General features: G+C 72.2%; 14 protein-coding genes. 6 read left to right on the top strand and 8 right to left on the bottom strand.

Translation table 11 applies throughout. The features are described 5' to 3' along the window. Positions 1-90 precede the first annotated feature (90 nt). Positions 91-690: a TetR/AcrR family transcriptional regulator gene (locus J2S42_RS17085; protein WP_307240345.1), complete on the top strand. Its 600-nt coding sequence runs from the start codon at positions 91-93 to the stop codon at positions 688-690. Here the strand turns inward: J2S42_RS17085 and J2S42_RS17080 are convergent. Together J2S42_RS17080 and J2S42_RS17075 are read right to left on the bottom strand one after the other, a co-directional pair. Beyond that, positions 687-1,850, bottom strand: a complete 1,164-nt coding sequence (locus J2S42_RS17080) for a monooxygenase (RefSeq protein WP_307240343.1) — start codon at positions 1,848-1,850, stop codon at positions 687-689. The genes J2S42_RS17085 and J2S42_RS17080 overlap by 4 nt on opposite strands. A gap of 138 nt (positions 1,851-1,988) precedes the next feature. Next, on the bottom strand, positions 1,989-2,852 hold the full coding sequence (locus J2S42_RS17075; protein ID WP_307240340.1) for a LysR family transcriptional regulator ArgP: 864 nt from the start codon (positions 2,850-2,852) through the stop codon (positions 1,989-1,991). Between the two features lie 70 nt (positions 2,853-2,922). Between J2S42_RS17075 and J2S42_RS17070 the strand changes: the two genes are divergently transcribed. Continuing rightward, on the top strand, positions 2,923-3,516 hold the full coding sequence (locus J2S42_RS17070; RefSeq protein WP_307240338.1) for a LysE/ArgO family amino acid transporter: 594 nt from the start codon (positions 2,923-2,925) through the stop codon (positions 3,514-3,516). A gap of 168 nt (positions 3,517-3,684) precedes the next feature. On the opposite strand, the gene J2S42_RS17065 is transcribed toward J2S42_RS17070, so the two are convergent. From J2S42_RS17065 to J2S42_RS17055, 3 genes are all read right to left on the bottom strand, one after another. Then, a complete protein-coding gene (locus J2S42_RS17065; protein ID WP_307240336.1) occupies positions 3,685-4,023 on the bottom strand; it encodes a hypothetical protein in 339 nt (112 codons plus the stop codon). Continuing rightward, positions 4,020-4,436, bottom strand: coding sequence for a YbaB/EbfC family nucleoid-associated protein (locus J2S42_RS17060; protein ID WP_307240334.1), 417 nt, complete (start codon positions 4,434-4,436; stop codon positions 4,020-4,022). The genes J2S42_RS17065 and J2S42_RS17060 overlap by 4 nt, the downstream gene beginning before the upstream one ends. A gap of 64 nt (positions 4,437-4,500) precedes the next feature. Further along, positions 4,501-5,748 (bottom strand): GAF domain-containing protein, encoded by a 1,248-nt coding sequence (locus J2S42_RS17055; RefSeq protein ID WP_307240332.1) that lies wholly within the window; start codon positions 5,746-5,748, stop codon positions 4,501-4,503. A gap of 134 nt (positions 5,749-5,882) precedes the next feature. Between J2S42_RS17055 and J2S42_RS17050 the strand changes: the two genes are divergently transcribed. The 3 genes from J2S42_RS17050 (at position 5,883) to J2S42_RS17040 (ending at position 7,493) form a co-directional block, all read left to right on the top strand. Then, on the top strand, positions 5,883-6,014 hold the full coding sequence (locus J2S42_RS17050) for a hypothetical protein (protein ID WP_307240331.1): 132 nt from the start codon (positions 5,883-5,885) through the stop codon (positions 6,012-6,014). Further along, a complete protein-coding gene (locus J2S42_RS17045) occupies positions 6,011-6,334 on the top strand; it encodes a hypothetical protein (RefSeq protein WP_307240329.1) in 324 nt (107 codons plus the stop codon). The genes J2S42_RS17050 and J2S42_RS17045 overlap by 4 nt, the downstream gene beginning before the upstream one ends. A gap of 379 nt (positions 6,335-6,713) precedes the next feature. Then, positions 6,714-7,493 (top strand): transposase family protein, encoded by a 780-nt coding sequence (locus J2S42_RS17040; protein ID WP_307239215.1) that lies wholly within the window; start codon positions 6,714-6,716, stop codon positions 7,491-7,493. Between the two features lie 325 nt (positions 7,494-7,818). Here the strand turns inward: J2S42_RS17040 and J2S42_RS17035 are convergent, their stop codons facing one another. Then, positions 7,819-8,193 (bottom strand): DUF779 domain-containing protein, encoded by a 375-nt coding sequence (locus J2S42_RS17035; RefSeq protein WP_307240327.1) that lies wholly within the window; start codon positions 8,191-8,193, stop codon positions 7,819-7,821. A 9-nt stretch (positions 8,194-8,202) separates the two neighbouring features. After that, positions 8,203-9,726 (bottom strand): acetaldehyde dehydrogenase ExaC, encoded by a 1,524-nt coding sequence (gene exaC, locus J2S42_RS17030; protein ID WP_307240325.1) that lies wholly within the window; start codon positions 9,724-9,726, stop codon positions 8,203-8,205. Between the two features lie 131 nt (positions 9,727-9,857). Between exaC and J2S42_RS17025 the strand changes: the two genes are divergently transcribed. Beyond that, positions 9,858-13,037 (top strand): WXG100-like domain-containing protein, encoded by a 3,180-nt coding sequence (locus J2S42_RS17025; RefSeq protein ID WP_307240323.1) that lies wholly within the window; start codon positions 9,858-9,860, stop codon positions 13,035-13,037. Here the strand turns inward: J2S42_RS17025 and gabT are convergent. Continuing rightward, complete coding sequence (gene gabT / locus J2S42_RS17020) at positions 13,034-14,302, bottom strand: 4-aminobutyrate--2-oxoglutarate transaminase (RefSeq protein WP_307240321.1); 1,269 nt, start codon at positions 14,300-14,302, stop codon at positions 13,034-13,036. The genes J2S42_RS17025 and gabT overlap by 4 nt on opposite strands.

Raw genomic sequence — 14,302 nt, 5'->3', positions numbered from 1 at the left:
GACGTACGCACGGGAGTCAAGATCTTTCAGAGTCTCCTAAGAATGCTTTAGTGCGATGTTCGCCTGTCGATCCCACTACTCTCGGTCTCCGTGACCGAGTCGAACGCGCGGCGCGTCCGCGGCAGCTACACCAAGGGACGGGCGAAACGGGCCGAGATCCTGCGGCACGCGGTCGTGGTCTTCGCCGAGTCCGGATACCGCGGCGGCTCACTGAAGGAGATCGCGGATGGTGTCGGGCTCACCCAGGCCGGGCTGCTGCACCACTTCTCGTCCAAGGAACAGCTGCTCGCCGAGGTGCTCGACCAGCGGGACGGTGCGGACCTGAGCCGGCTCGACGGCGTACGCGGGTGGGCGTTCATCGAGGCGATCGCGGATCTGGTGCGGCACAACGCCACCGTCCCCGGCCTGGTGCAGCTCTACGCCACGCTCTCCGGTGAGGCGGTCGCGGAGGACCACCCGGCGCACGGGTTCTTCACCGACCGCTACCGGCGGATCCGCGGACTGCTGGCCGAGGCGCTGCACGCGGCCAAGGCGGACGGCGACGTACCGGCCGATCTGGACGTGGACGCGACCACGGTGTCGATGATCGCGCTGATGGACGGCCTCCAGATCCAGTGGCTGCTCGACCGGGACAGGGTCGACATGCCGGCGGTCCTGGAGGCCTTCCTCGCGCGGCTGCGCGCCCGTTAGGAGCCGGACACCACCAGGATGCCGAGGCACATCTCGTCGCTGGTGCCCTCGCCCCACACCACGTACCGCGGCGGCAGGTCCTGCAGTGCCGGCAGCTGGCGGCGGAGCCCGGCGTCGTGCGTGCAGCTGACCGTGAGCGAGTCGCCCGGCTTGAGCTGGACCGGCGCGTCCAGCGGGCGGATCGCCTGGTCGTCGAAGTCGTACGCCGGGATGTCCAGCAGTTTCTTCGCCTGCGGCGTGCCCGCGTTCAGCTCGACCGAGATCGCGCGGCCCAGCAGGTGCATGTGCCCGGCGACCGCGTGCACGGTCATCGGCCGCGGCACCGGCACCGTGCAGCTCTGCGACGTGCCCTGCCGCGGCGCCTGACCACCGTTGCAGCCCGCGTTCAGCCGCTCGACCGTCTGCCCGGCCTCGGCGCCGAAGCGCTTCGTCACGTCCGCGACCGCGGCCGCCCGGTCGCACAGCGGCCCGGACTCACCCGGCGCGCACGGCAGCTCGATCGGCGCGGTCAGCAGCGCGGTGTCCAGCGGTGTCAGGTCCGCGCCGGACAGCCGCAGCCGGATGCTGGACTGGTCGGTGCCGCTCGCCGCGGTCCTCGCCGCGAGCAGGTTGTAGTGGACCTGCATGACCAGGCGGCTGCCGGGCGGCATCGGGTAGCCGAGCGTGTCGTCCAGCAGCACCTCGTCCGCGCCCGGCGCCCAGTGCGCGACCCAGGCCGCGTCGCCGACGCCCGCGTTGCCGAAACAGCGCCAGCCGTCGCCGTCCTCGGACGCGTCCAGCTTCTCCGCCGCCGCGACCTGGCCGGGTTCCATCCGGAAGAAGATCGCGTGATGGACGATCTCGTGGTTCTGCGGCAGGAACTGGCTGCCGGTCAGGAACGCGGCCTCGGTCAGGCCCGGATCGATCATGAAGCAGCGGTACTCGTCGGTGGCGCCGTCCGGGGCCTGCGGCGTGTACGGCCGGGCCATGGTCAGCTCCTGGAAGCGCTCGCCGTCGCGCAGCGGTGCCGCGGGCGGCGGTGCCTGGTACTCATGGCCGTGACCGCCGCTCGCGGCCGGTGCGGCGGCCGGTTCGCCACCGTCGTCGTTCGCCGTCGCGCAGGCCGCGGTGAGCAGGAGCGCGGCGAGCGCGGTACTGATCAGCTTGCTGTGATGTCGCACGGGGTCGTGCCTCCGTCCGTCGGTCGCCCCGTCGGATCAGGGCGGAGTCACCGATGTGCACCTCGACCGTCTCAGAGAGTGAGGGTAGGGTTCATCCGGGAATAACCCGGGTTTCAGCGCGGCGCTGAGCTGTGGCTTTCAGCGCAGCGCGGTGGCGGCGGCGGCCCGGACGGCCGTGGTCAGCGCCGCGAGCACGGTCGACTCCAGCCGCCAGTACTGCCAGTAGAGCGGCACGTCCATGTACCGGCCCGGCGCGAGATTGACCAGGTCGGCCGTGCCCGCGGTGTGCTCCGGCAGCAACCCCCAGCCGAGCCCGAGCCGGACCGCGGCGTCGAACGCGGACGACGCCGGCACGCAGTGCGCGGGCGGATCCAGATCGCGCCCGGTCACCTCCCGCGCGAAACGATGTTGCAGCACGTCCTTCCGGTTGAACCGGACCATCGGCGCGTCCGGCAGCGCGTCCGCCAGCGCACGCCCGGCGAACCAGGCCGCGTGCACCGCGGGCGCCGCGACCGGCAGGTACCGCATGACGCCGAGCGGCAGCACCCGGCAACCCTGCACCGGCGTGTGCTCCGTGGTCACCGCGGCCATCACGGTCCCGGCGCGCAGCAGGTCGGCCGTGTGCCCCTCGTCGTCCGTGTGGAGATCGAAGACCGCATCGGGTACGTCCGCCAGCGCCGGCAGGAACCAGGACGCCAGCGAGTCCGCGTTCACCACCACCGCCACCCGCGCCCGGCCGGTCAGCGCGCCGCGCGCCGCGTCCAGCGCCTCCCGCTCCAGCAGCGCGATCTGCCCGCCCAGCCGCACCAGCGAAGCCCCCGCCGCGGTCGGCTCGCACGGCCGCGCCCGCCGCACCAGCACCTGGCCGACCACCTGTTCCAAAGCCTTGATCCGCTGACTCACCGCGGACGGCGTGACATGCAGCGCCCGCGCGGCCGCGTCGAAGCTGCCGTGCGCGATCACCGCGTGGAACGTCGCCAGCTGCACCGGGTCCAGCGCCATTAAGCGATCCTAACGGTGCTGCAGAATCTTTAGCTTTCCTGTAGACAGCCGTGACCGCACACTTCTGCCCATGGCATCACTGCTGGCCGGCTTCGGCTTCTCGCTCACGCTGATCGTCGCCATCGGCGCCCAGAACGCGTTCGTGCTCCGCCAGGGCCTCCGCCGCGAGCACGTCCTCGCGGTCGTCGCGGTCTGCGCCGCCTCCGACGCCATGCTGATCACCGCCGGTATCGCCGGCCTGGGTGCGCTGCTCAACCAGGCCCCCGCCGCGCTCGTCGTGATTCGCTGGGGCGGCGCCGCCTTCCTGCTCACCTACGCCGCGCTGGCCGCCCGGCGCGCACTGCGGCCCGGCACGCTCAACCCGCTCGACCACCCGCCGGCCACGCTCCGCGCCACGCTGCTGACCTGCCTCGCGTTCACGTTCCTCAATCCGCACGTCTACCTGGACACCGTCGTCCTGCTCGGCGCGATCGCCCACCAGGACCCGAGCCAGTGGCTTTTCGGCCTCGGCGCCGCCACCGCCAGCGCGGTCTGGTTCACCACCCTCGGCTTCGGCGCCCACCACCTCGCCCCGCTCCTGGCCCGCCCCGCGGCCTGGCGCATCGTCGACGGCCTCATCGCCGCCGTGATGGCAGCCCTCGCCCTCACCCTCGTCCTGGCCTGATCAGCCGCTGACGCTCTCCGGCGCGTGGCTGCGGCGCCGGCCTCACGCTGACGCGCTCGTGCCGTGGCCACGGCGTACCGGAAACGCGGAGCTGTCGAGCGTGGGCAGCGGGAAGCCGCCGGTGTGCTCTACCCGGGGCAGATCAGCCAGCACACGTCGCGCCCCGCGCTAGCTGCTTCGCCAGGCCTGCCGGACGATCACGTCGTTGGCCTCTTCGGTCGCGGTGCTCTGCTGCACGGCGTGGGTGGCCGACTCGCCGAGATCCTCCAGGTAGGTGCCGAGCTTCTCCCAGCCCTGCAGCACCTGCGTCTCGATCTGCCGGTACTTCGTCTCGAATGCGGCGCCGATCTCGTCCGCGCCCCACGGCGGGCCGGAGGACAGGCTCTGGATCTGCGCGCCGACCGATTTCTGCTGGCTGAGAAAGTCGCTGCCGGCGTCGGTGAGGTCGCGGGCGCCCTGGGCCGCGCGCTCCGGGTTGAGGAACAGCTCGTTACCGGGGCCGGTCATTCGCCCGTCTCCCGCAGCCGGGAGTCGCTGTGCCGCAGCAGCGAGCCGAACGTACCGTCCTTGAGGTAGTCCATCGCGCCGGTGCCGGCCGGCAGGTAGTCGCCGAGCACCTCCTGCACGGCGTCGGTCGCGTTCGCCGCGGCCTCCGCGACCACGCGGGTGATCGCCTCGGCGAGCTCGTGCGCCTCGTAGACCCGGTACGCCCGGGGCGCGATCTCCAGCGACGTGAGCTGGCCGCGCGGACCGACGGTCGCCCGGATCAGCTCGTCCTCGTCGGCGGCCGAGACGGACAGCGACGCCAGGCGGGTCTGCATCTCGCCCATGCCGTCGCGAAGCTTCTCGTACTGTCCGTAGACGTCGGCGAAACGTGCCTTCAGCGCGGCGTTCGCGTCCCGGTTCGCTTGCTGGGCCACCGTTACCTCCCCCGATATAGCGGCTGCGAAGACCATACCGAGCCGTGCCAAGAGACACGCGCGGCTACAACCCGTACTCACGGGTCAGGTCGTGGATACGCGCGGCGGCGAGGCCGCGGCGGGGTGAGGAGCGCGGTAGGGCGGCGGTCAGCGCTTCCCAGGCCTGGAGGTCGTCGGCGCCCCAGCCGGTGCGGACCCAGGTGTCGAGCAGCGCCGGGTCACCGGAGCCGAAGACGGCGGCGCGCAACCGGTCGTCGAGCGTGCGGCGGAGACGGATCACGCCGGGTGCGTCCGAGCCGGGGAGCAGCGGGCCGGTGTACGCGTCCAGCGCCTCGCCGACCAGGCCCGCGTCGAGCAGCCGGGTCACGGTCAGGAAGTCCGCGGTCACGCCAGGCTCGACCCGGTACGGGCGGGAACCGACCAGCGCCGGGCCGAGCGTGCGACGCAGCCGGGACAGCTCCGCGCGCAGCGTCACCGGCGCCTGGTGGTCCTCGCCGTAGAGGTCCAGCGCCAGCTGCTCGCCGGTGCGGCCCTCCGGATGGCGGAGCAGCAGCGCCAGCAGCTCGCTGTGCCGCCGGCCCAGCCGGATCCGCCGCCCGGCCACGGTCAGCACCGCCTCGTCCCGGCCCAGCGCGGCCAGCGACGCGGACCGGCCGGGCACCGGCGCGGCCAGTAGCGCCTCCGCGGCCCGCGCGGTCGCGGTGACGAGCGCCAGGCTGTGCGGGTTGGCCAGGTGGTCGCCGCCGGTCAGGTCGACCGCGCCGAGCAGCCGGCCGGACGCCGGGTCGTGGATCGGCGCGGCCGCACAGGTCCAGCGCTGCACCGGGCGGCTGAAATGCTCGGTCGCGAAGATCTGCACGGAGTGGTCGACCGCGAGCGCCGTGCCGGGCGCGTTCGTGCCCGCGTGCGTCTCGTCCCAGCGCGCGCCGGGCACGAAGTTCATCGCCGCGGCCTGCCGCAGCACCGCGGTGTGCCCCTCCACCCAGAGCAGCCGGCCGCGCGCGTCGCAGACCGCCATCAGGTGCTCGCCGTCGTCCGCGATGCCGCCGAGCAGGTCGCGGAACAGCGGCAGTACGCGGGCCAGCGGATGCGCGGCACGGTATCCGTCCAGCTCGTCGTCGGTCAGGTCGGTGGGCGCGGTGGTGTCCGGGTCGACGGACGCGACCGCGGACCGGTGCCAGGACTCCGCGACGACGCTCCGGACCTGCGTGGTCGTACCGCCGCTGATGAACGCGTCGTGTGCGCGGCGGATCTGGCCGATGCGTTCGGCCGGATCGACGCCGATCTGAAGGGCGAGCCACGGGTTGGACATCGGCGTCCTTCCCCTGTGTCGGGCAGCGGACTATCGCCTATCGTGACCCAGCTCACCCCGCCCTGCCAACCGCGGCCCCGCCGGTTGCCGCGGGCCGGTACTGTCGGCGGCGCCTGCCAGGGGAGGGGGATCCGGTGACCCAGCACGTCGACCGGGAGACGAACGCCGCGCTCACGGCCAGGACCGGCCGGCCGCGCGCCCGCCTGCCCGACTTGTCGGTCTCCGCCGTGGACGCCAACGAGCCGATCCCCGTGAGCCGGGCATGAGCGATCTCGAACTGGACGCCGCGCGGGCCGCCCAGGCCGCCCGCGATCTGACGGACGCCGGTGCCGATCTCCGCGCCCGCGCCCGCGCCGCCGCGACCCGCATACAGGGCCTGTCCACCGCGCCGCCGTGGGGCACCGGCCGGATCGGTGCGGCGTTCGAGTCGCGCTACCGCGAGATCGAGTCCCGGCTGCTCGCGGCGGCGGAGCGCACCGGCACGCAGGTGGAGGCGCTCGGCGAGTCCGCCACCGTGGCGGTCCGGCGGGTCGCCGCCACGGACGAGACCAACGAGGAACTGATCCAGAAAACCTGGCAGACCTGATCCTCGGACTTCCCGCTCCCGGCGGGGTCACCTTCCGCACGGTCCGACTCTGTCGCCCATTCCCAGCTCGCGCCGGCCATACCCGACCCTGCCGCAGCATCTTGCTTCGCGGCGGCACCCCGGCTCCGCGGCGACCGGCTCCTCGGTGGCAACCGGGCGCTATGCGCCCGAAATATCGCGCGATATCTCATCCTGCAGGTAGGAGTATCGCCGCCGACGAATGGCCCCGCTCAGCCCTGAGTGATCAATCAGTGAGCCTTTTTCATCCTGGCTTTGCAGGTGGCAGCGGGTATGACGACCCCGGAGATCGATAGGTGCGAGGCTCCCGGTAAGACAGCAGTCGACCAAGATCCGATGCCCCGACCAGGGAGCCTCGCCCGTGCTGTCTTACCCCGCCACGATCTCGTTGTCCACCCGCACCCTCAACCACCTCACCGGCCATATCCGCCGCCACCGCCACCAGCAACGATCCCGGTGGCGGCGGCTGACACCCCGCGACCAGGCCCTTCTCGCCCTGGCGCACCTGCGTAACGGGGACACCTACACCCGCCTGGCCGCCGGATTCGGTATCGGGGTCACGACCGCCTGGCGCTACGTCCAGGAAGCCATCGCCCTGCTCGCCGCCGCCGCACCCGATCTGGCCACCGCCATGGACCGGATCCGCCGGTACCCGTACGTCATCCTCGATGGCACCCTGATACCCATCGACCGGGTCGCGGACCAAAAACCGTACTACTCCGGAAAACATCACCGGCACGGCATGAACACCCAAACGATCGCCAGCCCACAAGGCACATGGCTATGGGCCTCACCCGCCCTGCCCGGCGGCGCCCACGACCTCACCGCCGCCCGCACCCACGGCATCATCGACGCCCTGGCCAGCGCGAACATCACCGTTCTCGCGGACAAGGCCTACCTCGGCGCCCCCGACAACGTCCTCGTCCCCTACCGCGGCAGCCGCTGGCGCAAACTATCGACCGGAGAGAAAACCGCCAATAAAGGACACGCCCGCCTACGAGCCATCGGCGAACAAGCTAACGCCACCCTGAAGCAATGGAAGATCCTGACCAAACTCCGCTGCAGCCCGCACTGCACCACCACCATCATCCAAGCCATCCTGGTCCTCGACCACATCGACGCAGGCCACACACCAGGATGAAAAAGGCTCAGTGGAGCAAGAAGGATATCAACTTCGCTAAATGACCTCCTTTTCGCTCCACTGATTGATCACTCAGGTGGCGGACCCGCGGCGGAGACGGCCACCGGGTGCGGCGGCCGAGGACTTTTCGGAGATTCGGGCAGGTGGCGCACCTGGCCGGCACGTGGACCGGTTCGGCATCAGTGGTGTGCGGGTCGCCCGGTACGCACGGCCGGCGATGTGCGGCCGCGCGTACCGCGGCGAGTGCGGGCGACGGATTCGCTCAACGGTCGTCGCTGGGGCTGCCCGCCGCCCGTACCGTGGTGACGGTATTTGATCTGGTCTTTCAATCGCCGAGGGCGGCGAGTTCGTCGTCGGTGAGCAGGCGGGAGCGGATCAGGAAGCGGACGCCCTCGGGGGCTTCGAGGGAGAAGCCGCTGCCGCGGCCGGGGACCACGTCGACGGTCAGGTGGGTGTGCCGCCACAGTGCGAACTGCGACGATGACATCCAGAACGTGACCGGTTCGGCGACGCCGTCGATGACGATCTCCTCCAGCAGCACGTCGGAGCTGCCGGTGCGGAACTCGCCCTCGGGGTAGCACATCGGCGCGCTGCCGTCGCAGCAGCCGCCGGACTGGTGGAACATCAGCGGCCCGTGCGCACCCCGCAGTGACCGGATCAGGTCCGCCGCGGCCGGTGTGACGTCGACCCTGGAGACCATGGCGTCCTCCTAGAACAGTCCGACGGCCTTGGCGGAGTAGCTGACCAGCAGGTTCTTGGTCTGCTGGTAGTGGTCGAGCATCATCCGGTGGTTCTCCCGGCCGATGCCGGACTGCTTGTAGCCGCCGAACGCCGCGTGCGCCGGGTACGCGTGGTAGCAGTTCGTCCAGACGCGCCCGGCCTGGATCGCCCGGCCGGCCCGGTACGCGGTGTTCAGGTCGCGGGTCCAGACGCCGGCACCGAGCCCGTAGAGCGTGTCGTTGGCGATCTTGATGCCGTCCGCGAAGTGGGTGAACGACGCGACCGAGACCACCGGCCCGAAGATCTCCTCCTGGAAGATCCGCATCGCGTTGTCACCCTGGAAGATCGTCGGCTGTACGTAGTAGCCGCCGGACAGCTCGCCGCCCAGGTCCGCGCGCTCGCCGCCGGTGAGCAGCTTCGCGCCCTCGCGCTGGCCGATGTCCAGGTACGACAGGATCTTCTCCAGCTGGTCGTTGGACGCCTGCGCGCCGACCATCGTCTCGGTGTCCAGCGGGTGGCCCTGCTTGATAGCGTTCGTCCGCTCGACGGCCGCGGCCAGGAAGTCCGAGTAGTGCCCGGCCTGGATCAGCGCGCGCGACGGGCAGGTGCAGACCTCACCCTGGTTCAGCGCGAACATGGTGAAGCCCTCGAGCGCCTTGTCGAAGAAGTCGTCGTTGCGTGCGGACACGTCGTCGAAGAACAGGTTCGGGCTCTTGCCGCCCAGTTCCAGCGTGACCGGCTTGATGTTCTCCGACGCGTACTGCATGATCAGCCGCCCGGTGGTGGTCTCGCCGGTGAACGCGACCTTCGCCACCCGCGCGCTGCTGGCCAGCGGCTTGCCGGCCTCCACGCCGAAGCCGTTCACGATGTTCACCACGCCCGGCGGCAGCAGGTCCGCGATCAGGCTCATCAGCAGGTGGATCGAGGCCGGCGTCTGCTCGGCCGGCTTCAGCACCACCGTGTTGCCGGCCGCGAGCGCGGGCGCCAGCTTCCAGACCGCCATCAGGATCGGGAAGTTCCACGGGATGATCTGCCCGACCACGCCGAGCGGCTCGTGGAAGTGGTACGCCACCGTGTCGTCGTCCAGCTCTGCGAGCCCGCCCTCCTGCGCGCGGATCGCGCCCGCGAAGTACCGGAAGTGGTCGATCGCCAGCGGCAGGTCCGCGGCCAGCGTCTCCCGGACCGGCTTGCCGTTCTCCCAGGTCTCCGCGACCGCGAGCCGTTCCAGGTTCTCCGCCATCCGGTCCGCGATCCGGTTCAGGACGTTCGCCCGTTCCGCGACCGGCGTGCGCCCCCACCCGGGCGCCGCGCCGTGCGCCGCGTCCAGCGCCCGCTCCACGTCGTCCGCGGTCCCGCGGGCCACCTCGGTGAACGGCTGCCCGTTCACCGGGCTGGGATTGTCGAAGTAGCCGCCCTTGGCCGGTGCGACGTACTCGCCACCGATCCAGTGGTCGTACCGGTTCTGGTAGGAGACGATCGCGCCGTCCTGTCCGGGCGCTGCGTATCGAGACATGTGCCGGCCTCCTCGGTGTCGTGGCCCGCAGGCTAGTTACGCCGACGTTGCGCGAACGTTGCGTCGCTGTTGAGGTGGCGGGCGGCTGCTTGAATGGGTGGCTCGTTGACCGGGGGACGATCGGGGGATTCGTGACGGCATTGACCAGCCCCGTTCCGCATCCACTCGCCCTGCTCTGGCCGGACGCCCCGGTCGGAGTCCGCGCCGCCCTCGAATGGATCATCGGCCCCGACTGGCCCGACGGCGACGAACAAGCGGTCTGGGACCTGGCCGACGAGTGGTACGGCGTGGCCGGCCTGCTGGCCGCCCCCGCGGAGACCGCGTCCGAGGCGGCCGGCACGTTCCAGGATTCGTACGACGGCCCGGCCGCGGACGCGTTCCGGGCGGCGTGGACCGCGCTCACCGCCGGCGACCGGGCCGCACTCGACGACCTGCCGGCCGCGACCGGCGAGGTCGGCCGGATGGTCTCGGAGTGCGCCTCCAGCATTGAGGCCGCGAAGATCAAGATGTGGACCGAGGTCACGGGTCTGGTGGTCGAGCTGCGCTCGTTGAGCGTGGTCGAAGCGCTGACGCCCGGCGCCGGGGTCGCGGCCGCGGCGGTGGCGCTGACCGGCAGCCGCCTGGCGGTGCGGCACATCGCGAGCGAGCTGGCCGCGTCAATGGAGGCGACGAACGTCCCGTCGGTGCCGTCGGCGGCTCGCCGCGGGCCGCACGACGACGTGGCCGCGGCCGACGGCGGCTCGTCAGCGCCACACACCGCCGCCGGTCACCGGGACCCGGCGCCAGCGGGCTTCGCCGTTGCCGTCGGTGACGGGGCTGACCTGGCGGTATCCCAGGGCTCGCCGATGGCCGGTGCGACCGGCGGGCGTCCTGCCGAGGTCGATTCGGACGCGTTTCTCGCTTCGGCACCGGCCGGGGTCGCGGCGGTCCGGATGACCGGCGCCGCCGCGGATGAGGCTGTGCGTGCGGCACTGGGGGAGGCGGCCGCGGGTGCTACCGGTTCGGGGGCGGCTGTCCTCTCCGGCGAGACCGGCGTGCTCAACGCGGAACTGGCCGCCAAACTCGACGGCATCACGGCTACCACGGGTACGGGCCAAGCGGTCGCCTTCGAGGCGGTGCTCTCCCCGGAGGGGACGACATCGGCGCCCGCGCCGATGCTCGCTACCGCTTCGCCCGACGCGATCAACGACGCGCTGCACCCGGGTGGCGCCGCCGATACGCCGGCTGGCGACGACTCCGATGCGGCCGATGCCCGGAAGGGTGAGCCGTCGCTGGCGGCAGACGTCCGGCTGGACGTCGGTGAGCTACTGCGGTCGGAGTCCGCTCCGGCACCCGGACTCGCGGCCGGCTCCGAAACCGCACCGACGCCGCAGACCGCGTCAGCATCGGAAATCGCGTCAGCGTCGCAGAACGCGTCACCCTGGGGAACCGGGCCGGGGTCGGGACTCGCTTCGGCGCCGGAATTCGGGACGACGTCCGGGACCGGGTTGGCGTCGGTCACCGTGCTCGCCGCAGTCGACGACGATGCTCCGGGCGAACCGCCGCGCGCGCACCGCGACGCACACGACGACGCGGCTACCACGACGCAGCTGACCACCGAGATACCGCAGGCCGCCGCTGCCGCGGGCAACACCGCATCCGGCGGCAACACCGTCGCCCCGCCGCCGGTCGGCGCCGGAGGCGCGATCGGCAGGGCGGCCGGTGTCGCCGGGCCACTCGCCGCCGGAAGTGGCGGCGGGGCGGCCATCGCCCAGACCGACACCGCGGCCGCCTCGGCGGCTGTCGGTCGCTGGTCGGACGGGCTGAACCCAGCTCCTGATCCACCCGCCGCCCGTGGCCCGCTGGCGGCCGGTAGCGGGGTCGGCCCGGCGCTGGTGAACGAGGCTGCCCGCGCGGCCGCAGGCTGGACGGATGCCCTCCCGCACCCACCCGTCGCCGGTCCCCTCGCGGCCGGGCTCGGTTCCAGCACCTCATCGGCGGGCGATGCCGCCGACGGCCGCGCGACCGGACATGCGCCGGTTGGCGACCGCCCCGCTGATCCGGGGAGTGCGCCGGCCGGTGACGCTCCTGGAGAGCGCGACCGATTCCCGGCGGGTGGTCTCGCACAGGTGCTGACGCCGGGCGGTGACACACCCGCATCCGCGGCGGTTGACGGGTGGGTGACGAGCCCTGACCGGCGAGTAGAGCCGGAATCCGCTGACCGATCCCCGGTGACCGGCGGCATCGGTGCGGCCTCGGCGGCACGCGTGTCCAGTGCCGTGGGCGGTTGGGCCGTTGACCCCGACCACCGGGCGGCGGCCGCGACCGATCTCGGTCGCGAGACCGTCTCCGGTCCGCTGGCGGCCGGCGGCGGGATCGGAGCGAGTGAGGCGACGGCCGTCGCGCACACGATGGGCGGGGCGGCCGGTGAACCGAGCGGCACGGCCGCGACCACCGATGCCACGACCGGATCGGAAAGCGGCGAATCGGCTCCGACCGGGTCGGCGGCGGCCGCGTCGGGAGCCGAAGGCACGGCGCCGGGAGTCTTCGTCGCGCCGCCCATCGGCGGTGTCGGTCCGGGTGGCGGCGGCCGTGGATCGTCGAAGGGTGGCGGGAGGCAGGGGCCGGCCCCGTTCCGGCCGGAGAAGGACCCGATCAAGCAGCCCGGCGTGCCGGCACCCGGAATCCTCGGGTCCGCGTCGTTCGGCATCGAGGAGCCGGTGACTCCCACGCGTCCGGCGGTGGACCGGACCACCTCCCCCTCGTCCATCGGACGTGCGGCGGTTCCGCCCGGCGCGACCGTGCCGGTTATGTCCGGCGGAACTGTGCCGGTTCTGTCCGGCGGAACTGTGCCGGTTCTGTCCGGCGGAACTGTGCCGGTGTCGTCCGGCGGAACCGTGCCGGAGCCGCCAAGCGAAAGCGTGCCAATTCCGTCCGGCGGAACCGCGGCAATTCCGCCGGGTGGACGCGCGGCGGCCGCGCCCGAAAGCACCCCGACGCACGTGACCGGCGCGGTAGCCGGCCCGGTCGCCGACACCACCGGCCCGGGACAGCCGGTGCCCCCGGCTCAAGCCCCCGCATCGGTGAAGGCGGCGGCGGAGGCGAAGGCTCCGGCGGAGGCCGCACCGCCCGCCGGTGATGTCCGGCCGTCGCCCGCCCCCGGCGTCATCTCCGGCACGAACGCCTCTTTCACCGAGCCGGTGCCACCGGCCCGCCAAGCCGGCACGCCCGGCTTGATCAGCCCCGGCGAGTTCGGCATGCCGACCTCGGATATCCCGATCCAGCCACCGGACAGATCCACCCCCGAGGTTCCGCCGGAACCAGGCAGCTAACCCACCGCGGCAAACGCCGAATCGAGGATCTCCAGGCCACGATCGAGTTCCGTGTCCGAGATGACCAGCGGCGGCAGAAAACGCAGCACGTTGCCGTACGTCCCGCAGGTCAGCGTGAGCAGCCCGCCCGCATGGCAGGCGGCGGCGAGCGCAGCCGTCGCCGCCGGATCCGGGACGAGCGTGCCCGGCGCCACGATCTCCACGGCCAGCATCGCGCCCCGCCCGCGTACCTCCGCGATCCTCGAATCCCGCCCCGCCAGCGCCCGCAGGCGCGGCAGCATGACCGCTTCGATGGATGTCGCCGCTTCCGTGAGCGACAGCTCACGCATCGTCTCGATGCTCGCCAGCGCGGCCGCGCAGGCGATCGGATTTCCCCCGTACGTACCACCGAGCCCTCCGGCGTGCACCGCGTCCATCACCTCGGCTCGCCCGGTGACGCCGGCCAGCGGCAGCCCGCCGGCGATGCCCTTGGCCGTGGTGACCAGGTCCGGCTCCACGCCCTCGAACGTGCTGGCGAACCAGTCCCCGGTGCGGCAGAAACCGGTCTGGATTTCGTCCGCGATGAACACCGCACCGGCGGACGTGGCCCAGGCCCGCAGCGCCGGTAGGAAGCCCGGCGCCGGTACGACGAACCCGCCCTCCCCCTGGATCGGCTCGATCAGCAGCGCCGCCACGTTCCCCGCGCCGACCTGCTTCGAGATCAGGTCGATCGCCACCGCGGCCGCGGCCGGGCCGGAGAGGCCGCCGTCGCGCAGCGGATACGACATCGGCACCCGGTATATCTCACCCGCGAACGGCCCGAAGCCCTGCTTGTACGGCATGTTCTTCGCGGTCAGCGCCATCGTCAGGTTCGTCCGGCCGTGGTAGGCGTGGTCGAACACCACGACCGCCTGCCGTCCGGTGGCGTGGCGGGCGATCTTGACGGCGTTCTCCACCGCCTCGGCACCGGAGTTGACCAGCATCGACCGCTTCCCGAACGAGCCGGGGGTGAGCGCGTTCAGCTGCTCGCACACCTCGACGTAGAGCGAGTACGGCGCGACCATGAAGCAGGTGTGGGTGAACTTCTCCACCTGGGCACGTACGGCCTCGACCACGCGCGGCGCGGAGTTGCCGACGTTGGTGACCGCGATGCCGGACCCGAAGTCGATCCACTCGCGGCCGTCGACGTCGGTCAGCGTCCCGCCGGACGCGTGCGCGACGTATGAGCTGAGCACGCTGGTGACGCCGGGTGCGACCGCGGCCAGCCGCCGCTCGTGCAGCGACAC

Source organism: Catenuloplanes indicus (assembly GCF_030813715.1).
Classification (GTDB): domain Bacteria; phylum Actinomycetota; class Actinomycetes; order Mycobacteriales; family Micromonosporaceae; genus Catenuloplanes; species Catenuloplanes indicus.
This window is presented reverse-complemented; position numbering and strand designations above follow the sequence as displayed.